Origin of the sequence: Acinetobacter sp. SCLZS86 (assembly GCF_021560715.1) — a bacterium.
GTDB lineage: Bacteria > Pseudomonadota > Gammaproteobacteria > Pseudomonadales > Moraxellaceae > Acinetobacter > Acinetobacter towneri_A.
On the sequence record NZ_CP090864.1, the window covers coordinates 2,682,936 to 2,704,460 of the forward strand.

The 21,525-nt window shown below is 41.8% G+C and carries 14 protein-coding genes and 3 pseudogenes; 11 read left to right on the plus strand and 6 right to left on the minus strand.

Features of this window, described 5'->3' with window-relative positions; all coding sequences use genetic code 11:
- Positions 1 to 37 precede the first annotated feature (37 nt).
- The 3 genes and pseudogenes from pta (at position 38) to LZP46_RS12795 (ending at position 4,444) form a co-directional block, all read left to right on the plus strand.
- Positions 38 to 2,179, plus strand: coding sequence for a phosphate acetyltransferase (gene pta / locus LZP46_RS12785; protein WP_236094028.1), 2,142 nt, complete (start codon positions 38 to 40; stop codon positions 2,177 to 2,179).
- Between the two features lie 148 nt (positions 2,180 to 2,327).
- Positions 2,328 to 3,572 (plus strand): annotated as a pseudogene (gene tnpC, locus LZP46_RS12790) (IS66 family transposase); the annotation flags it as partial.
- Between the two features lie 122 nt (positions 3,573 to 3,694).
- Entirely contained in the window at positions 3,695 to 4,444 is a 750-nt protein-coding gene (locus tag LZP46_RS12795) for a hypothetical protein (protein WP_178318780.1), read from the plus strand.
- Positions 4,445 to 4,580: 136 nt separating this feature from the next.
- Here LZP46_RS12795 and LZP46_RS12800 read toward each other — a convergent pair.
- A pseudogene (locus tag LZP46_RS12800) lies at positions 4,581 to 4,676 on the minus strand (tellurite resistance methyltransferase TehB); the annotation flags it as partial.
- 86 nt (positions 4,677 to 4,762) lie between these two features.
- Between LZP46_RS12800 and LZP46_RS12805 the strand changes: the two are divergent.
- Entirely contained in the window at positions 4,763 to 5,158 is a 396-nt protein-coding gene (locus LZP46_RS12805) for a transposase family protein (protein ID WP_171287389.1), read from the plus strand.
- A complete protein-coding gene (locus tag LZP46_RS12810) occupies positions 5,106 to 5,576 on the plus strand; it encodes a transposase (protein ID WP_158660395.1) in 471 nt (156 codons plus the stop codon). The genes LZP46_RS12805 and LZP46_RS12810 overlap by 53 nt, the downstream gene beginning before the upstream one ends.
- A gap of 240 nt (positions 5,577 to 5,816) precedes the next feature.
- Here the strand turns inward: LZP46_RS12810 and LZP46_RS12815 are convergent, their stop codons facing one another.
- Positions 5,817 to 6,428, minus strand: coding sequence for a class I SAM-dependent DNA methyltransferase (locus LZP46_RS12815; RefSeq protein ID WP_236094029.1), 612 nt, complete (start codon positions 6,426 to 6,428; stop codon positions 5,817 to 5,819).
- Positions 6,429 to 6,664: 236 nt separating this feature from the next.
- On the opposite strand from LZP46_RS12815, the gene LZP46_RS12820 reads away from it, so the two are divergent.
- Positions 6,665 to 8,191: a fumarate hydratase gene (locus LZP46_RS12820; protein WP_236094030.1), complete on the plus strand. Its 1,527-nt coding sequence runs from the start codon at positions 6,665 to 6,667 to the stop codon at positions 8,189 to 8,191.
- Positions 8,192 to 8,293: 102 nt separating this feature from the next.
- On the opposite strand, the pseudogene LZP46_RS12825 reads toward LZP46_RS12820, so the two are convergent.
- The 4 genes and pseudogenes from LZP46_RS12825 to tig all read right to left on the minus strand — a co-directional run bounded on the left by LZP46_RS12825 (position 8,294) and on the right by tig (position 12,670).
- A pseudogene (locus tag LZP46_RS12825) lies at positions 8,294 to 9,009 on the minus strand (DUF2846 domain-containing protein).
- Between the two features lie 193 nt (positions 9,010 to 9,202).
- Positions 9,203 to 10,513, minus strand: a complete 1,311-nt coding sequence (clpX, locus tag LZP46_RS12830; protein ID WP_236094031.1) for an ATP-dependent protease ATP-binding subunit ClpX — start codon at positions 10,511 to 10,513, stop codon at positions 9,203 to 9,205.
- 29 nt (positions 10,514 to 10,542) lie between these two features.
- The gene (gene clpP / locus LZP46_RS12835; RefSeq protein WP_004974855.1) at positions 10,543 to 11,148 is read right to left on the minus strand and encodes an ATP-dependent Clp endopeptidase proteolytic subunit ClpP; all 606 of its coding nucleotides are present in this window, start codon (positions 11,146 to 11,148) and stop codon (positions 10,543 to 10,545) included.
- Between the two features lie 190 nt (positions 11,149 to 11,338).
- Entirely contained in the window at positions 11,339 to 12,670 is a 1,332-nt protein-coding gene (tig, locus tag LZP46_RS12840) for a trigger factor (protein ID WP_180158772.1), read from the minus strand.
- Positions 12,671 to 12,937: 267 nt separating this feature from the next.
- On the opposite strand from tig, the gene LZP46_RS12845 reads away from it, so the two are divergent.
- The 5 genes from LZP46_RS12845 to leuA all read left to right on the plus strand — a co-directional run bounded on the left by LZP46_RS12845 (position 12,938) and on the right by leuA (position 21,478).
- Positions 12,938 to 15,079 carry a TonB-dependent receptor domain-containing protein gene (locus LZP46_RS12845; RefSeq protein WP_236094032.1) on the plus strand — a complete coding sequence of 714 codons (2,142 nt, stop codon included), beginning with the start codon at positions 12,938 to 12,940 and terminating at the stop codon, positions 15,077 to 15,079.
- Positions 15,080 to 15,370: 291 nt separating this feature from the next.
- Positions 15,371 to 17,605 (plus strand): catecholate siderophore receptor Fiu, encoded by a 2,235-nt coding sequence (locus LZP46_RS12850; RefSeq protein WP_236094033.1) that lies wholly within the window; start codon positions 15,371 to 15,373, stop codon positions 17,603 to 17,605.
- 159 nt (positions 17,606 to 17,764) lie between these two features.
- Positions 17,765 to 18,448: a Fe2+-dependent dioxygenase gene (locus LZP46_RS12855; RefSeq protein ID WP_236094034.1), complete on the plus strand. Its 684-nt coding sequence runs from the start codon at positions 17,765 to 17,767 to the stop codon at positions 18,446 to 18,448.
- Positions 18,445 to 19,545 (plus strand): alpha-hydroxy acid oxidase, encoded by a 1,101-nt coding sequence (locus tag LZP46_RS12860; RefSeq protein ID WP_236094035.1) that lies wholly within the window; start codon positions 18,445 to 18,447, stop codon positions 19,543 to 19,545. The genes LZP46_RS12855 and LZP46_RS12860 overlap by 4 nt, the downstream gene beginning before the upstream one ends.
- Positions 19,546 to 19,780: 235 nt before the next feature.
- Entirely contained in the window at positions 19,781 to 21,478 is a 1,698-nt protein-coding gene (leuA, locus tag LZP46_RS12865; RefSeq protein WP_236094036.1) for a 2-isopropylmalate synthase, read from the plus strand.
- Positions 21,479 to 21,525 lie beyond the last annotated feature (47 nt).

Genomic DNA, 21,525 nt, shown 5'->3' on the forward strand with positions numbered 1-21,525 from the left:
CACTTTCAATAAGTCCCTTTACGATTTAGAAAAAACTATGAAAACAATACTTTTGGTTCCTACTGAAATTGGTGTTGGCTTAACATCAGCATGTCTAGGCTTAATTTACGCTTTGGAATGCCAAGGCGTAAAAGCAGGTTTCTTAAAGCCTTTCTCGCAAGAATTACAGCCAGAAGCAGACCGCACTACAGCGTTGTATCGTCACCTGTTCAAGCATGAAACTGTTGAGCCGATTGCTTATACTGCGCTGACTGAGCGTTTAAAGAATAATGAAAACGACGAATTGCTCGAAGATGCAGTGCGTTTACATCGTGAAATTTCTAAACATCACGATGTGATTATTGTTGAAGGCGTGTTGCCAAACGGACGCGATCCTTTTGCAACTGAACTGAATGCTACTTTGGCCAAAGCACTTGATGCAAAAGTCATTATTGTTAGCAATGCCGACATTAACAATGCTGTTAAAACAGCGTCAAAAGTAGACAATCAATTACGTTTCTTTGGTGGTGCAACTTGTGAGCGTACTGCGGGCGTATTGTTTATGCGTACCAAAGGTTTACCAGAAGATTCTGCACAAATTCCTGTTACGCTTGATCCAAACTTACGTTTAATTAGCGACACCAACCAGTTTGTCAGCAAAATTCAAACTACACATCCAATGATTGGTAAAGATTGCATGCCAGTGATTGGCTTGGTGCCATTCAGCAATACTTTAAGTGTGCCACGCATGTCGGACTTGGCTGCACACATTTCTGCAGAATGGATTAACCAAGGTGAAGCAGCGCAGCGCCGTGTATTACACAGCAGCTTAATTGCATCGAATATTGAACACGAAATGCATAAATTCGTTGCAGGCGAGCTGATTATCAGTGGTTCTGACCGTGTCGATGTATTGCTTGCCAGTAGCTTAGCCAGCAGCAATGGTATTCCACTTGCAGGTTTAGTTTTAACTGAGCATCAAGCACCAAGCGCACAAGCTTTAGAATTCTGTCAAGCAGCGATCAAAAATGGCTTGCCTATTTTACACACCAAATTGAGCACCTTTGACACTGCACAACAGGTATTAAATCTCAGCAATGAAATTCCTGTAGATGACACTGAGCGTGCTGAACAAGTTACTCGTTTTGTTGCGAGCCACATCAACGCTGACTGGTTAACGCAATTAATTAGCGATACGCATAAACCACGTTTATCGCCTTCTGCATTCCGTCACGAATTGGTGCAAAAATCAATTGCAGCGAAAAAACGTATCGTGCTTCCTGAAGGTGATGAACCACGTACCGTTCAAGCTGCAGCAATTTGTCAATCACGTGGTATTGCCCACTGCGTATTATTGGCAAAACCTGAAGCTGTTGTAGATGTTGCCAAAGCACGTGGTATTGAGCTTCCACACGATTTAGAAATCATTGATCCTGATTTGATCCGTGAAAACTATATCGAAAAAATGGTTGCGATGCGTAAAGGCAAACTCACTGAAGACCAAGCACGTGATCAGCTACAAGATACTGTGGTATTAGGTACCATGATGTTGGCACTTGATCAGGTCGATGGTTTGGTTTCAGGTGCAGTACACACCACTGCCAATACAGTTCGCCCTGCATTCCAGTTGATTAAAACTGCTCCAGACTACTCATTGGTATCTTCAGTATTCTTCATGTTGTTACCAGATGAAGTCTACGTGTACGGTGACTGTGCAATTAACCCAGACCCAGATGCGGAACAATTGGCTGAAATTGCAATCCAGTCTGCAGACTCTGCAAAAGCGTTTGGTATTGACCCACGCATTGCCATGATTTCTTATTCAACCGGTACTTCAGGTGCAGGTGCTGATGTAGAAAAAGTAGCGAAAGCGACTGAAATTGCGAAACAGCGTCGTCCTGATTTACTGATTGATGGCCCATTACAGTACGATGCAGCATCTGTTGAAAGTGTTGGTCGCTCTAAAGCACCTAACTCTGAAGTTGCAGGCCGTGCCAACGTGTTCATTTTCCCTGACCTGAACACTGGTAACACGACTTATAAAGCCGTACAACGTTCTGCGAATGTGGTAAGTGTTGGTCCAATGCTACAAGGTTTGAACAAACCAGTAAACGACTTGTCTCGTGGTGCATTGGTAGATGACATTGTGTTTACCATTGCATTGACTGCAATTCAAGCAGAGCAACAAGCTGCACAGTAATTCGTAAAGTTAAGTTTTACAAACCACCTAATTGAAAAATTGGGTGGTTTTTTATGTGTAGATTTCGTATAACGACCATTATGTTAAATAAGCTCATATTTCAGACTTTATCTAACTAAAAAGTGTCTATAAAATCGGTGTCTGTTCACGTCGACCGCTACCCGATCATCTACTCACTCTGCGTATTGAGCATGAACCTGCATCAACCCAATGTGCTTGTGGCTGCACCTTGCGTCGTATCGGTGAAGATATCAGTGAAAAATTGAATTTCAGACCGGCACAGTTCTATAAGGAACAGCATATTCGAGGCAAATGGGTGTGTGATCAATGTGACACACTGACCCAACAAGCAATGCCGACATATGTGATTGAGAAAGGAATCGCCAGTCCTGAATTACTCAGCCATGTACTGGTATCGAAGTATGCAGATCATTTACCGCTGTACCGTCAGCGCCAGATCTTTCTACGCGCAGGTGTTGATCTGTCCAGATCAACGCTATCTGACTGGATTGGTCGCTGTGGTGTAGAGTTAGAACGCCTAACCGATGCATTAAGAAAGGTGATCCTACAGCAAGCGGTGATTCATACAGATGAAACACCCGTCACCATCATGCGGATGGATGATAAAGATAAAAAACCGAAGAAAGGTTATGTCTGGGCTTATGCAACAACCCAATATAATCCAATTCAGGCGGTAATCTATGACTTTCAAGATAGTCGTTCAGGTCAGCATGCTGAAGAATTCCTGAATGGCTGGCAGGGCCATCTGGTCTGTGATGATTACAGTGGTTATAAAGCACGCTTTAAATCAGGCCAGGTCATTGAGGTGGGCTGCATGGCACATGCGCGTCGTAAATTCCATGAATTGCATGTGACCGGGAAAAGTCAGATCGCTGAACAGGCATTAGTGCTGATTCAGAAACTGTATGCCATAGAAGCAGAACTCAGGAAAAAGACGGATGGTACAGCGCAACAACGCTGCGAATACCGGCAACAGCATAGTCAACCGGTGATGCAACAACTGTATGAATGGCTCAACCAACATTATCTGACGGTGCCGTCGAGTTCTCCAATCGCCAAGGCTATCAATTACACTCTGAAGCGTTGGCCAGCTTTAAGTCGCTATCTGGATGATGGCAATCTACCGATTTGCAACAATTGGATCGAAAATCAAATGCGCCCCTGGGCATTGGGACGTAAGAACTGGTTGTTTGCTGGCTCGCTACGCAGTGGTCAGCGAGCTGCGAATGTCATGACCCTGATTCAGTCAGCAAAGCTGAATGGGCTAGATCCGTATGCCTATTTAAGTGATGTGCTGAAAAGGCTGCCGACACATAAAGTGACCCAGATTGAAGAATTACTGCCACACCGCTGGAAATCCAACTCAAATTAAAAAATAGCTATGGGGTTCAGCGCACGCTTACGTTACAATTTGAATGCTACATCTTTTTCATAATCAATAGCCTCTAACATAAAAAGATCATTTGTTCTTAGGGTATTTTTTTTGGCATTTTTATGGGTGATAAATTGAAAGAAATAACAACATTTACTGGTTGTTTTATTGCCGGAACTTTAATCCGTGTTCAAAGAAATCTTGATTTACCACATATAATGTGGAAACAGATTGAAGATATTCAAATCGGAGATTTAGTTTTATCAAGACCTGAAGATGGTACAGATATTCAGGAGTATAAGCCTGTAGTTAATACTTTTAAACTAGATAAAAAACCAGTATGGGTACTGCGTACTTTAGAGTTAGTGGCTGATTTTATTAACAACCCAACTCTTTCTTCCGAAATTATTGCAACAGCTAACCACTCCTTCTGGGTATGTGGCATTGCTTCAATTGCTGGAGAGTTAAATAGTTTAGTATTAACTCAAGGACGATGGAGCCGCCTTGATCAGTTAAATAATGGCGATGTTGTTCAGTCAAATAATAAATATTTTGTCGTGTTACATGCAACGCAATTATATCAAACAGAAGAAGCGCATATTGCATGGGCATTAGACCCTGAAGGCGATGGCTATGGTTCAGCTTTTGATTTGAATACTATTAGAGAAACAGGAAGGATAAATGGGAAGTTTGCTTATAATTCTTATCATTCTGAGAATGAACAAGGAGAAAGTGAATATATTCCATATCTCGCTGATGTCTATAATTTTGAAGTTGAAGATTATCATACCTACTATGTCGGGACACGATCATTCTGGGTTCACAATACCAATTGTGGGGCATTTACGAACCCAAATGACCAAGTACCATAGTCTCTTTATTGAAAATTTATCAACCAATTTTCAGAGGGGCTTGAGGATAAGGGTATTTTTTAATTTCATCCTCTCCCTCTTGCGCGTAATTACGCTCATCCTTAATAAGGAGAGGGAATTTCCATTGTGAAATAAATTACAGTGAAACCCTCTGCGCCAGCAAAGTTGCAAAATGTTGTTTAATCCGATTTCCCTGTGCATCCACCCGATGCAACTCACCGACATTTTCATTAGAATTCTTTCATAAATCAAAAAAAGACCGCTCCTTCGCTGAAGATTTGCACTCTATTTTTCTGCATATTGGTGCATAATCTACAGATGAAATACATCGATTCAAAGAAGCTTTCTGAATCACAGTTTAAGCGATATACAGGCATCTCATGGTCAACCTTTTATTTAATGGTTGAACAATTAAAGAAGAAAATTCCTGCTAAAGGTAGACCACCCAAGCTAAGCTTAGAAGATCAGGTTCTTCTATGCCTGAGCTATTGGAGGGAGTATCGGACTTTATTTCATGTTGCAACGAGCTATGGTGTTTCAGAGCCAACAGCTTCACGAATTGTACGTCATGTGGAAGACTGCTTAATTCAGTCAAACCTGTTCAATTTACCGAAGAATTTACCTACAGGTGAAGGCATAGACTGGAATGTTGTCATCGTAGATGCCACAGAAATTCCAATACAAAGACCTAAAAAAACAGAAGAAAAGCTATAGTGGCAAGAGAAAGAGTCACACTTTCAAGGTACAGGCGATCATTCATTATAGAACTCAGCAAATCCTAAGCTTGTGTACGAGTCGCGGTGCAGTGCATGATTTCGAGCTATTCAAACGCAATTTAAATCAAATTCCTAAAGGGGCTTTTATCCTTGCAGATAAAGGCTATCAGGGAATTTATGCTGTTTACGCTAATAGTCTATTGCCGTTAAAAGCTAAACGACACTGTAAGTTAGATCCTAAACTTAAAATGTATAACCAAGAGATCAACAAAAGAAGAATCGGGATTGAGCACGTATTTAGTCGCCTTAAGACCTTTAAAACTCTGGCTGACCGTTACCGAAATAGAGGTAAAAGACTTGGTCTGAGATTTAATTTAATCGCGGGGATTTATAATATGGAATTGAGTGAAAAATGACTTATGAAAGAGGTCTACTATTCTGTTCTAAATATTTGTTTGAGTAAAAACATTAATTAGCTCTTCTACAATTTACATAATACACCTTATACGCAATGCTTTTGAAATTGTGTTATAATTCAATATGTTAATACCTATTTTATAGCCCACTCTCCATCGAATGGGCTTTTTTTATGATTTTTCACTTTCCACGCTCAATTCTCAATCATTGTTCCACATGATTATTTAGCATGACTAATATCAAAACTTCTGCGCCAACCACACCGTATGCCCTGCACAATCCTGATCTTCCGCGAGCATTTTCACAACTTTAAAGCCATAATCTTTTAACAATTGCCGATATTCATCCTGCGACAAACTGGCGTGATAAAGTGCTTCACCAAACATTTCCCCAATCGCCTCACCCGCAGCAGGTCCACTGCTAAACATTAAAACTGTATTGGCGGTAGACCATTGCGCAAATTTCTCGAACATGCAGCGCTGATCGTTTGGCGTTAAATGAAAAAAACTATCCCACGCCAAAATACCATCAAAGCACCGATTCAAGTTCACTGAGCGCATATCGGCTTCAATCCAGCACTGTTCAGGAAAATGTTCACGTGCCATCTCCAGCATGCTGTCCGCGCTATCTACTCCTGTAAGTTGATGCCCATGCTGTAATAGATATGCAGCAATAGGACGCCCCGAACCACAGCCCAAATCTAATATTTTGGCCTGCGCAGGCAAATAAGCAAGAAAACGATCCAGCCAAGTTTTTTCATATAACAACTGACCGCGCAAGTCTGTCCACGCTTTTGCATGCCGTTGATAAATGGGGATAATCTGAGCAGCTAAATGCGTGTGATCATTCATATTTACCCCAAACATCATTCCAAAGAAGTCTTTGAACATAGCTGAATTTGCACCAACAAAACAGCAAAATCATGGCCCGTTTTGACGACATAATTTTATGGATATTTCACAAATTCTCTCAAGCTAACGACTGATATTAAACTTTCGCCCAAAGCTTGATCAAAGTGCCCACAATCGCTGCATTTTGTCTTATAATTTAGTCCGCTAGCTATCTGCCCGCTCAAGAGATTTTTGATATGACAACTATTATCAAGCAAGAAGACTTGATCACTTCGATCAAAGACGCGCTTCAGTTTATTTCCTACTATCATCCACAAGACTTCATCCAAGCGATGAGCCGTGCTTATGATCGTGAAGAAAACAAAGCTGCGAAAGATGCAATTGCACAGATCTTAATTAACTCACGTATGTGTGCAGAAGGTCATCGTCCAATCTGTCAAGATACTGGTATCGTAAACGTATTCCTTGAAGTGGGCTTAGACGTTAAATTTGATTTAACCATGAGCTTAGATGATGCAATTAACGAAGGTGTACGTCAGGGTTACCTAGAAAACTCAAACGTGCTTCGTGCATCTGTATTGGCTGATCCTGCATTTGGTCGTAAAAACACCAAAGACAACACCCCTGCAGTAATTCACTACAAACTCGTTCCGGGTAACAAAGTAGATATTACAGTTGCTGCCAAAGGTGGCGGTTCAGAAAACAAATCTAAATTGGCGATGTTGAACCCATCTGACTCAATTGTAGATTGGGTACTTAAAACTGTTCCGACTATGGGCGCAGGCTGGTGTCCACCGGGTATGCTTGGTATTGGTATTGGTGGTACTGCCGAAAAAGCCATGATGCTTGCAAAAGAAGCACTCATGGAAGAAATCAACATGGACGAATTATTGCGTCATGGCCCACAAAACAAACTGGAAGAACTCCGTATCGAGATCTTCGAGAAAGTGAATGCTCTTGGTATTGGCGCACAAGGTTTGGGCGGCTTAACGACGGTTCTTGATATTAAAATTAAAGACTACCCTTGCCACGCTGCGGGCAAACCTGTGGGTATGATTCCAAACTGCGCGGCAACTCGTCACGCACACTTCCAGTTAGATGGTTCAGGTGTAGCACATATTCAAGCGCCTAAACTTGAAGACTACCCAGAAGTAACTTGGGATTCTTCTAAATCTAAACGTGTAGATTTAGACAACATTACTCAAGAAGAAATGAACTCTTGGCAGCCGGGTGATACGTTGTTATTAAACGGTACGATTTACACAGGTCGTGATGCTGCACATAAACGCATGGTCGACATGATTAACAATGGTGAGGAATTACCAGTCGACTTAAAAGGCAAATTCATTTACTACGTTGGCCCTGTCGATCCTGTTGGTGATGAGGTCGTTGGCCCTGCAGGTCCAACAACTGCAACCCGTATGGACAAATTCACCCGCCAAGTCTTAGAACACACTGGTTTGTTCGGTATGATTGGTAAGGCAGATCGTGGTCCTGCAGCAATTGAAGCGATCAAAGATCATAAAGCGACTTACCTCATGGCTGTAGGTGGTGCAGCTTACCTCGTATCTAAAGCAGTACGTGAAGCAGAAGTGGTTGCTTTTGAAGACTTAGGTATGGAAGCAATCTACAAGTTCAAAGTTGAAGATATGCCTGTTTCTGTTGCGGTGGATGTCAACGGTACGTCAATCCACGCCATTGCACCAAAAATCTGGCAAGCTAAAATTGGTAAAATTCCTGTTGTAGATGCTGCAGCAGAATAATTTTCCAATTTAGTAATAAGCGAAAAAGCACCCAACTTTGGGTGCTTTTTTATGCGTGCTAGAAATGAATAAAAGCAATGCATGAGATACAGATGAAAAACCTTACCAGGTTCTAGGATCCCACAACTTAAATGGCTGGGTTAAATGCACATCTTCTGCAGGGTCATATTTTTCATGCTTAATTTTTTGTGGCTTTTTACGCAACTTCCCTGTGGTTTGATCTTCCGCAACAAAGTTATAGCTTTCTGTTTTGAGTTGGGTAAACGCTATTTCCTGTTGTGCGGTACTTGTAGGCATAAGAATTAAAGGCCCTGAAACTTCCTTACGTGTACTCAAGTTTTCTTCGTCATACTTAATAAAATACGACTGCCCTGCCTGCACCTGAAAATCTAAATACTTCGGTTTTTGAAAATGTAATGCCCCCAAAGGTCGACTCACACTCAGACGATACTCACCCGGTGCAAGTTCAATCCAGTAATAATGATTGTGCAATAAACTTGGAATCCGATGCTTATTGATAAACATACTGGCTGCGACAACTTCCTGCCTATTCCACTTAGAGTCAGGGCGATACAAATACACAATGGCCGCATCGGCATGTTGTGCCTGAACAGGTTTAAAATTTTGCCCTAGTTTTTGATTAACCCAACCACCAATGGTCATCATGCCTAAGCGGTGCTGCTCTACAAAACCAGGCTTTTGTTCTAAATCTAAAACTTTTAAGGTACTCGGTGGTTGCGTTTGTTGCACCACGTTTTTTTGCCATGACATCCCAGCAACATTAAACTGGTCACGACCAAGATTGCGACACCACGCATGTCTATCCCTCACTGCGTTTCTTATTTTTGTAAGTCAAGTTTTTGCAAATCAAGCTGCAAATTCATTTTGCAATTGTTGTTTTGAATAATGGCCATCCACGCCTAGGTCTAAGATTAACACTGCCTTAATTTTTTTGACAATAAAAAACGTGCCGAAACCTAGCGTTTCGGCACGTTTCAGACGAATAGCGTATTAAGCAGTTTTGCTGCCCAATACTTTTAAGTCAACTTTTTCTGCTGCAGGTTCTTCTGTTTGAGGCTGACGTTCGGTCTGAAATTCAGGCTTCGCACCGTGTTCAATCACTGCTTCAGTCACCACCACTGTGCCAACATCGGTACGACTTGGTAAGTCGTACATGGTTTCGAGCAAGGCATTTTCCAGAATTGAACGCAAACCACGCGCACCCGTATTACGCTCAAGGGCTTTTTTCGCGACTGCACGTAACGCTGCATCTTCAAAAACTAAATCGACATTTTCCATCTCGAATAAGTATTGATACTGACGGGTTAAAGCATTTTTCGGCTCGGTCAGAATTTGCATCAATGCATCTTCATCTAGCTCGTCTAGCGTTGCAATCACAGGCAAACGACCAATGAACTCTGGAATTAAACCAAATTTCACCAAGTCGGTTGCTTCTACCTGACGGAACAAATCAGACAATTGCTTGCCTTCATCTTTTTTCTTCACGTCTGCGGTAAAACCAATGCCACCTTTTTCTTGGCGTTGCTGCACAATTTTCTCTAAACCAGAGAATGCGCCACCACAAATAAACAAGATATTTGAAGTGTCAATTTGAATGAATTCTTGCTGCGGATGCTTTCGTCCACCTTGAGGGGGAATAGAAGCGACCGTGCCCTCAATCATTTTGAGTAAAGCTTGCTGAACACCTTCACCAGACACATCACGAGTAATCGATGGGTTTTCAGACTTACGCGTAATCTTGTCAATCTCATCAATGTAGATAATGCCTTTTTGTGCTTTTTCTACATCGTAATCGGCTTTTTGCAACAGCTTTTGCACGATGTTTTCGACATCTTCACCCACATAACCCGCTTCGGTTAAAGTCGTGGCATCTGCCATTGCAAAAGGCACATCCAATAGACGCGCTAAGGTCTGTGCAAGTAAGGTTTTACCCGAACCCGTTGGACCGATCAACATAATGTTACTTTTTGAAATTTCGACAGCATCGCCTGCTTTATGCGCCTGATTGCTCACTTTTAGGCGTTTGTAATGGTTATATACTGCAACCGATAAGGTTTTTTTCGCAGTATCTTGACCAATAACATACTGATCAAGCGCAGCACGAATTTCATGTGGTTTTGGCAATGGACGTGTTGCCCAATCACCCGACTCAACTTGTTGACTGGTCTGAACCAAGTCTAAGCATACGTCCACACATTCATTACAGATGTATGCGTCCTCGCCTGCAATCAGCTTCCCGACTTCAGACTGCGTTTTACCGCAAAATGAACAATGTTTTTGTCCCTGAGGATGTTCGGACATAGTCACTCCAATATCTCAATCTTTAAAACTTATGGACGTTTTGTTAAAACTTCATCCACAAGACCGTATTCCTTCGCCGCCTGTGCAGTCATGAAGTTATCACGGTCGGTATCTCTTGCGACAGTTTCATAGTCCTGACCACTATGTTCTGCCATTAAACGGTTTAAACGCTCTTTAATGAATAGAATTTCACGTGCATGAATTTCAATATCAGATGCCTGACCACGGAAACCACCAAGTGGCTGGTGAATCATGACACGCGCATTTTCAAGACAGTAACGCTTACCTTTTGCACCTGCGTTGAGCAGAAAAGCACCCATAGATGCTGCTTGTCCCATACAGTAAGTCACAACATCAGGCTTAATAAATTGCATGGTATCGTAAATTGCCATACCTGCAGTCACTGAACCGCCTGGTGAGTTAATGTATAGGTGAATATCTTTATCTGGGTTTTCTGCTTCTAAAAACAACATCTGCGCCACGATTAAGTTGGCCATATTATCTTCGACTTCACCCGTCAAAAAAATGACACGTTCACGTAAAAGACGTGAATAAATATCAAAAGAACGCTCACCACGAGAGGATTGTTCAACCACCATGGGTACTAAAGCATTTTCAATTGTTGGAACATACATATGGTTATTTATTCCTAAATTCTTGTGACACGACTCATGTTCACAATATGAGGGATAATTGTCTAAATTGCAAAATATTCACAGCTTAAATCGTAGATATTTTGAGTTAAATGTTGTCGATCTGTGAAAAATCCAAAAACTGCGATGCAATAAAAAAGGCGCACGAAGCGCCTTTTTTACCTAAAGCCAATTAGCCTTGTTGACGAGCTTGCTGCTCTTTCAATAAGTCTTCATAGCTTACAGTTGTATCTGTTACTTTTGCAGAAGCTAAGATGTGATCTACAACCTGGTCTTCTAAAACAACAGCTTCAATTTGTGAACGTTGTTGTTTGTCGTTTTTGAAGTATTCAATCACTTCGCTTGGATCTTCATAAGAAGAAGCCATGTCTTCGATGTAAGCATCTACACGCGCTTGATCTACTTCAAGTTTAGCATTTTCTAATACTTTGCTAACCAATACGCCAAGTTTTACAGATTTTTCAGCTTGTTCTTTGAACAATTCATCTGGAAGCATGCTTGAGTCAAATGCTTTTGCACCTTGCGCACCAAACTGTTGTGTGAATTGCTGAATCATTTGTTGACGTTGACGGTCAATTTCTTGAGCAACCATTGCAGACGGAATTTCAACTTCGTTTGCCGCAACGAGTGCATCAAAAGTTGCGCCTTTTACTTGGTTACGTAAACCGTTTTTCACTTCACGTTCCATGTTTTTACGAACGTCAGCTTTTAACTTTTCTACGCCTTCTTCTTCAGAAATACCGAAGATTTGTAGGAATTCAGCATCAATTTCTGGAAGTTTTTGCTTTTCAACCAGCTTCAATGTGATTTTGAATTGTGCTGCTTTACCTGCAAGGTTCGCTGCTTGGTAGTCTTCAGGGAAAGTTACATCAATCACTTTCTCTTCGCCTTTTTTCATGCCCACGATACCATCTTCAAAACCAGGAATCATGCGACCAGAACCAAGTACCAGTTTAAAGTCTTCAGCTTCACCGCCTTCAAACTTCTCGCCATCTACAGTGCCTTCAAAGTCAAAAGTCACTTGCATGTCTTTTTTCGCCATGCCTTTGGTTTCAACCCAAGAAGCACGTTGCTTTTGAAGGTTTTCAAGCATTTGTTCAACATCGCTATCATTTACTTCAGAAGACTTGCGTTCAACTTCCAAACCGTCAAATTTCACTTCAACTTCTGGATAAACTTCAACAGTCGCTTCGTAAACTAAAGCGTCGTCTTTCATTTCAGTTTTTTCGATGTTTGGCATACCAACAGCGTTGATTTTTTCTTGTTGGATTGCTTCAAAAACGGTGTCACGAATAATGTCGTTCACCACTTCTTGATAAATACCCGCACCGTATTCACGACGAACAACGTTTACAGGCACTTTACCTGGACGGAAGCCGTTGATCTTCACAGTTTTGGCAGTGCGTTTCAAGCGAGCTTCAAACTGCTCGTTAATACGGCTCGTCGGTACAGATACATTTAAACGACGGGCAACGCCCGAAACCGCTTCAGAAGTTACTTGCATGGCTTCCTCGATATAGTTAGTAATAACAGTTTATAAAAAAGTGCCACATTATATGACAACATTTAAGGATATACAAAATACGTTCTGATCTCGAATGAATTTTATTTAATTCGCGAGCTATTTTCTATAAATTTTCAACTTTGTGTATATTTCTTGTTGTAAATAAGAATCCTTATCATTATTATTAGTCAAATTCTGCATGAATGATTCTAATTACCATATAGGTCCAATTGGCATCATTGATTCATTATTAGAGATTTTATTTTTATGGCTAAGTTCAACCTACACCCGCTGTGTCTTGCATTACTTGGGGCAGCATCTACTTCAGTTTTCGCAAATACCTCTACCGATGCGACTTCAACCCACCAACTTTCCACAATTGTGGTTTCAGCGGCAGGTTTTGAACAAGAGCTAAAAAATGCACCCGCATCTATAAGTGTAGTAACAAAAGAAGATATTGAAAAGAAAAATGCGACCAGTATTGCTGATTTATTGGCCGATGTACCTGGAATTGATATTCGCTCAGGCGTAGGTAAAACGTCGGGGCTAAATGTGAAAATGCGTGGGCTTGGAAATGATTACAGCCTGATTCTAATTGATGGACGTCGTCAAAGTACATCTTCAGATGTCACCCCGAATGGTTTTGGTGAAACATCAAATGGATTTTTGCCACCACTTGCCGCAATTGAACGCATTGAAGTAATTCGTGGCCCTATGGCGACGCGCTACGGCTCAGAGGCAATGGGCGGTGTGATTAATATCATTACCAAAAAAGTGTCAGATGAATGGAATGGTAATGTTACTATCAGCGGTAATGTGATGGAAAACAATGCCGAAGCCGATTCATGGAAAACCAGTTTTGTCGTCAATGGCCCACTGATCAACGACCGTTTAGGCTTACAACTACGTGGTAGTTATTTAGACCGTCAACGTTCAGAGCGTATTGTTGATGGATCTACTGGTCGTGATCCTCGTCCAAACAAAGCAGATAACTATGATGTTGGCGCGAAATTAGACTTTAAACTGGATGATCAAAACTCTTTTTGGGTAGATGGTTTTTCATCAACACAAAAATATGATAACTCTGATCAACGTTTAGGTAACTTTATTTCACGTGGTGGCATTGCTGGATATAAAGATGAGCTTGAATTTAATAGAGTTCAAATTGCTGCAGGTCATGATGGACAATATGACTTCGGTTTATGGAAAACTTATATCAGCCACAATACGACTGAAACCAAAGGACGCACCATTCCAACAGATGCATTTCCCGCATTGGCAGGACAACCGCGTAAATTAGAAAATACTGATTTAGTTATAGATTCACACTTAGTCGCACCAATTGCAAATCACAAACTGACTATTGGTACCGAGTATAAAGACACGACTATTGCCGATGATATCGCAGGTATTGGAAAAGAATTTACTCAAGATACATGGTCACTCTATGCTGAAGATGAATGGCAATTAAGAGATAATCTTTATTTCACCTTTGGTGGACGCTTTGAGGATCACAGCGGTTTCGGCGGACAGTTTAGCCCGCGCGCATATTTGGTATGGAATACAACCGATGACTTAACGATTAAAGGAGGCGTCAGCACAGGCTATAAAACTCCATCAGCCAAAGATTTGTATAACGGTATCAATGGTTATAGTGGACAAGGTGCAACACCAAGTCTCGGAAATCCTGATCTAGATCCAGAAACTTCAGTCAACTATGAACTTGGTTTTAATTATCAACCGACTGATGCTTTAAATTTAACGGCAACAGCATTCTTCAACCAAGTTGAAGATAAAATTATTTCTAAAACCTTTAGCTGTCAAACCAATGACTGTTCTAACTTCAGCAACAAAGTTACCTCTTTTAGTAAAAGCTTTAATGCTGATGAAGCGGAAATTTACGGATTAGAAACTTCATTGCAGTACCAAATTATCCCAGAATGGGATATCAAAGCCTCCTACACCTTTACAGAATCAGAAATCACCAAAGGTGATGATAAAGGGTATGCTTTAGAATCAACTGCTAAACATTTACTTAACTTGACTTCAACTTGGCATATTAATGATGTATTTGATATTTGGTTACAACATGAGTACCAATCTGGTCGCCCTCGCTTTACTGCCAAACCAACAGATGCCGGCTCACAAAGCATTGAAGTACAAACAAATAATGAGTTCTCTGGGTATAACCTCTTTAACTTAGGCACAAGCTATCAATTTAACGATCACATTCGTATTAATGCTGCAGTAAACAACTTACTAGATAAAGACTTTACCCAAAATATGGATTACATCGATATCAATGGTGATACACAACAGGCATATAAATATCTATCTATCGGACGCAGTTCTGAAGGTACATATTTAGCAGGCCGTAACTACTGGCTCTCTGTTTCTTATGACTTCTAAGTCTTAAAACTTCATCTCAAACCCTGCTTCGGCAGGGTTTTCTAGTCTCCCCCCAAGCCTTTCACGTTTACATCGTTTTATTAAATAAAAATATTGATAATGATTATTATTTTCAAATAAGAATTAAAGAAAACACCACTCCGCACATTGTTATTGATAATGATTCTCAATACAATTAGCAACACTTGTTATAGACGTCATAACAATAACTTCACACTTTATTCATTTTGAGCTAAAAACGCTGAATAAAGCATGACCTCGTGTTGGTTTACATTTAGGGAAATACCATAAATGGCACAGATCAAAAGTCGCAAACACAACCGCTCTGCGCAACTGATGGCTTTAGCCGCCTCTCTTCCACTACTTGCTCATGCAGCAAACCCTGAAGATGACGTCACCCACTTACCCACTATTACGGTTAAATCTGAAGCGGAAAGCAAATACAAGGCAGACAGTTTAAGTTCCGCAAAATACACACAGCCTTTACTCGATACTGCACAAACCATATCTGTAATTAAAAAAGAAATCTTACAGGAGCAAGGTGCAACCTCGTTAGTTGAAGCCTTGCGTAACACCCCAGGCATTACTCTACAACTTGGTGAAAATGGCAATACTAGTGCTGGCGATGCCTTTCAAATGCGTGGTTTTTCCACCCAAACATCGACCTATGTTGATGGTGTCCGAGATTTAGGCGCAATCAGCCGTGATGTATTTAACATTGATCAAATTGAAGTTGTCAAAGGCCCATCGGGTTCAGAAGCGGGTCGTGGTGCGGCTTCGGGTTATATCAATTTGGTCAGCAAATTACCGCAAAGTGAAAACCGTCAGGAAATTTCTGCCAGCTATAACACCGCAGAACATGCCCGACTCTCTGCAGACATTAACCAAGTCATCAACCCCAATACGGCGTTTCGCCTGAATGTGATGGGGCAAGAAGGCGGTGTAGAAGGACGCGACTATATTGAAAACAATAGTTATGCCATCGCCCCTTCTATTGCTTTCGGATTAAACACTGCCACACGTTTATATTTATATTCTCAACACATCAGACAACGCAATATTCCAGATGGTGGCATTCCAACAATCGGCATGAAGGGCTTTTATAACTCAGATTCACTGTTAGCTACTGCACCTAAAGTCAATCGGGAGAATTTTTATGGCCATGTCAATGACTATGAAGATGTCGATGCTGATATGTTCACCGCAAAAATTGAAAGTGATTTAACCGATCAACTCAAACTGACCAATATCACCCGTGTAGGCAAAACCCACATGAATCGGGTGCTGACAGGCATCAATACAGGTGCAAATGGTTTAAGAACCAATGGTTCACCTGACCCTGCACAATGGGAAGTGAATCGCTCCCGTCAAGGCATTGATCAAGAAAATAAAATTCTGGCCAATCAAAGCACTTTAAACTGGAGTGTCAAAACGGGCGCAGTACAGCATGATGTTGTTGCAGGCATGGAGTTTTTAAAAGAACAGCAATCTAGCAAACTCATGGCAACCCAGATGCCTGGCGAAGCCACTGCCGATACACCGTGGGCCAATCTTTATCACCCAGACCGAAATCAAGCCATGCCGCAGCTAATTTACAATGGTGGTTATACCGATGGTGAAACCCAAACGGCAGCCGCATATTTATTTGATACTCTAAAATTTGGGGAGCGTTTTCAACTGAATGGTGGTGTACGGGTCGATTATTATGAAACCGATTATCAAGGGCTTACTCTGCCACGTGGGGGAAATGCTTTGGTGGCCACAGATCTGAGCACCCACGATACGCTGTTTAGCTGGAAACTTGGCGCTGTGTATAAGCCTACGTTAAATAGCAGCATTTACGCTGCATATGCAAAATCGCTGACTCCGCCCGGCAGCGCCAACTTTAGCCTGTCTGAATCGGGCAATGACGCAATCAATGCAAAGCCTCAAGAAACCCATCACTATGAATTAGGCAGTAAATGGGAGTTACTCCAAGGCAAGCTGGCTTTGGCTGCTGCAGCGTATCGTACAGAAAATGAAAATCAATCGACTATAGATCCAATTTCTCAGCTTGCTGTACAAGAGGGTAAAAAACGGGTCGATGGCATTGAGTTGAGTGCCGTTGGTCAAATGACCGAAAACTGGAATTTGTCTGCAGGCGTTGCGCACATGAAAGTGAAACAACTGAATCAACGTTCATCGAGTGCCACAACCTTATCGGAACGTTGGTCGCCTGAATGGACTGCAAGTTTATGGTCAACCTACGACTGGGCGGGCTTTAAATTAGGTTTGGGCGCGCGTTATGTCGATGAACAAAAACGTGTTGTGACTGGCAGCAACGCACCAGCCAACATGCCAAATATTCCAGGCTATGTCGTGTTTGATGCATTGGCAGGCTACAACTTCAACAAAAATGCCTCGTTAAATTTAAACCTTTATAACCTTGCCGATAAAGAATACATCAGCACGCTAAACAATGGTGGTGGTCGCGTCGTGCTTGGGCAGCCACGCTCGGCAGCAATCAGCTTAAACTACAAGTTCTAAGTTATAGCAAATCTGTAGTAGCCAGCTTAAAACAGGCTACAGATTTAGATTCGAGCGATAGATTATTTTTCATACCATCTATTGCTCGAACTTTGCATGCCGAACAACGCTGTAGAATGTTCAGCAGTTTGAATTCAAACTTTTTCAGGAAGAATCGGTATGATGCTTCACATTCCAGAAGTCCTCAGCAAAGTGCAAGTCCAACGAATTCGTGCTGAATTGGACACCGCATCTGCATGGCAAAATGGTCAACTCAGTGCAGGGGCTCAAGCACAGAAAATTAAACAGAATTTGCAGTTTGACCTGCAACATCCGAGCTATGCAACACTGTCACAAGACATCCTCAGCGCACTGAAACAGCAGACTTTATTACAGTCGTTCGCGCTCCCTTTGCATATCCTCCAGCCGATGTTCAATTGTTATCAAAACACAGCAACCTATGGCAATCATGTTGATAATGCCGTGCAATATTGCGCACAGGTTCAACGTCCGATTCGCACAGATGTGTCTATGACCCTGTTTTTAAGTGAGCCTGAAGAATATCAGGGCGGTGAACTGATTATTGAAGACAATTACGGCAGTCATGAAGTCAAACTCGGTGCAGGTGATGCCATCGTGTACCCTGCTACCAGTTTACATCGGGTCGAACCTGTTACAGCAGGTCAAAGAATTGCAGCGTTTACATGGTGTCAAAGTATGGTTAAAGATGATTGGCAACGCAGTATGCTGTTCAATTTAGATATGACTATTTTGCAATTGCGTCAACAACTTGGAGATACAGCAGAAGTATTGGCACTGACTGCGCACTATCACAATCTGATTCGTCAATGGAGTCAGTTATGAATACCGCACCATTGGCAGCCTTAAACCATATTCCGCCACACTTACACACCATTGCCGACTATCAAAAACAGGCGAAACTACACTTAGATGCAGCCACTTGGGCCAATTTAGAAGGCGCTGCGGGTGATGAATATAGTCTAAATAATAACCGAACTGCTTTTGCCAATATTCAATTATTACCACGTCACTTAAATTCTTTTAAAGATGCCAATACGCAGATTCAACTTTTAGGCGAACACTATCCCCACCCAATTTTTTTAGCTCCCGTAGCTTATCAACAACTGTTTCATCCGCAGGGGGAAGTTGCCACAGCGCAAGCAGCTTCCGCTATGCAAGCGCCTATGATTCTCAGCCATTTAAGCACCACCTCAATGGCAACGCTTGATCAGGTTTCATCTGCGCCAAAATGGTTTCAACTGTATTGGCAAGGCAGTCGTAAAGCCGCTTTGGATTTGATTTTTCAAGCTCAATATCATGCTTTTCAAGCCATTGTACTCACGGTTGATGCACCACACATGGGCATTCGGGATCGTGAACGTCGCGCTTATTTTCAATTACCTGCACATATTCGGGCAGTGCATCATCATCCTGTGAGTACAGCAACCCTCAAAGACAATCAGCATCCTCTTTTTGATGGATTGATGCAGCAGGCTGCCACATGGGAAGATATTGCTTGGCTAGTCCAACACAGCCCGCTGCCTATTTTACTCAAAGGTATTCTACATCCTGCCGATGCGCAGCAGGCGTATCAGTACGGCGTACACGGGATTATTGTGTCTAATCATGGTGGTCGAATCTTAGATACCGCAGTCAGCCCAATTCAAATTTTAGGCACGCTGCGAAAAATTTTACCGCAAGATTTCCCCATTTTATTGGACAGTGGTATTCGTCGTGGCACAGATATTTTTAAAGCACTGGCCTTAGGGGCAAATGCAGTATTAATTGGACGGCCATATATTTATGGCTTGGCAGTTGCAGGCGCGCTAGGGGCAGCGCATAGCATCAAGTTGTTAAAAGAAGAATTTGAAGTGAGTATGGCACTTATGGGAACAAACTGCATCGAACAGATTAACAACAGTTACATTTATCAGAAATAAAACAAATAACAGAAAAAATTTTCACAGCTAAGGCTATATTTGTAAAAAACAGGGAATTATTACCCTTGCAGATCAATTAAGATACAGATATTGGTTTACAAGTGCCATGATTCTACTTTTAGCGATAGCCTCCTGAAATCAGCTTGTAAATTGATAGAATAGACACAATCTATATTTATAGTAAGTTGCCGTTATCCACGACCGATGCAACCGCTACTATTCAAGGAGTTTTCACATGATGTTGGCAGATCCAAGTAAAAAATACCGTCGTATGTACCAGCGTGTCGACTTACCAGACCGCCAATGGCCAAATAACGAAATTACCAAAGCGCCAATCTGGATGAGTACCGACCTACGTGACGGCAACCAAGCGATCTTTGAGCCAATGAACATTGAACAAAAATTCAAAATGTTCCAAATGCTTGTGAAAATTGGTTTTAAACACATCGAAATTGGTTTCCCATCGGCATCTCAAGTTGACTTCGATTTCACACGTAAATTGATTGAAGAAGGTCATATTCCAGATGACGTGTATATTGAAGTATTGGTACAAGCACGTGACCATTTAATCGCACGTACTTTTGAATCTTTACAAGGTGCAAAACGTGCAATTGTGCATATTTATAATGCCAACTCGCCTACCTTCCGCAACAAAGTCTTAAATGTAGATGTTGCGGGTACCAAACAATTGGCCATTAATGCAGCTAGCAAAGTAAAAGAATATGCAGCGAAGCAACCTGAAACTGAGTGGGTATTCCAGTACAGCCCAGAATGTTTTACTGCAACTGAATTAGAAGTGGCTAAAGATGTATGTGATGCGGTAACTGAAATTTGGGAAGCATCGCCAACCAATAAAGTGATTTTAAACTTGCCTGCAACAGTGGAAGTGTCTACACCAAACGTGTATGCAGACCAAGTTGAATGGATGCACCGTAATATTGAGCGTCGTGATGGCGTGATCATTTCAGTACACTGTCACAATGACCGTGGTTGTGGTATTGCCGCTTCTGAATTGGCCATCATGGCGGGTGCAGACCGTGTAGAAGGTTGTGTATTTGGTAACGGTGAGCGCACAGGTAACGTAGACGTTGCGGCAATTGCCTTGAACATGTACACCCAAGGTGTTGCACCTGAGTTGGATTTCTCAAACATCAACGAAATTATTGCAACAGTTGAAGAATGCACAGGCTTGCCAGTACACCCTCGTCATCCGTACGCAGGTGACTTAGTCTTTACTGCATTCTCTGGTTCACACCAAGACGCAATTAAGAAAGGTTTTGAGTTCCAGAAAAACGAAGAAATTTGGGATATGCCTTACTTACCAATTGACCCGAAAGATTTAGGTCGTGACTATGACGCAGTGATTCGTGTCAACTCACAATCGGGTAAAGGCGGTATTGCTTACTTGTTAGAATCGAACTACAACGTGACTTTGCCGCGTCGTTTACAAATCGAATTCTCGCAAATTGTGCAACAACGTACCGATGAACAAGGTACAGAAATTAGCGCAAGCGAAATCTGGAACTTGTTTAAAGAAACTTACGTTGCGGTAAAAGATGCGCAATATGCAACGCAAAACTACAAATTGTCTGATGAAAATGGCAATCAAGTCATTGAACTAGATGTTGTGGTAAACGGCGAAACGCAACGCTTACGCGGCGAAGGCAATGGTCCAATTTCAGCAATTTTGAATGCATTGCAATTGCCAATTGATGTCTTGAACTATGAAGAGCGCAGCATTAGCTCGGGCGCACATGCAAAAGCGTTGGCTTTAATTGAATTGCAAGTGAAAGGCACAGGTAAATCTGCCTTTGGTGCAGGGGTACATGACAACATCGTGACCTCATCTATTGATGCAATTATTGCCTGCACCAACCGCTTGATTGAACAAGGTGTGTTAAGCACAGATCAAGTGGTTGCAGCAGCAGTATAATCTTGCGCTAACATGTAAAAGCATTTTGAAAAGGATACCCCAAGTGG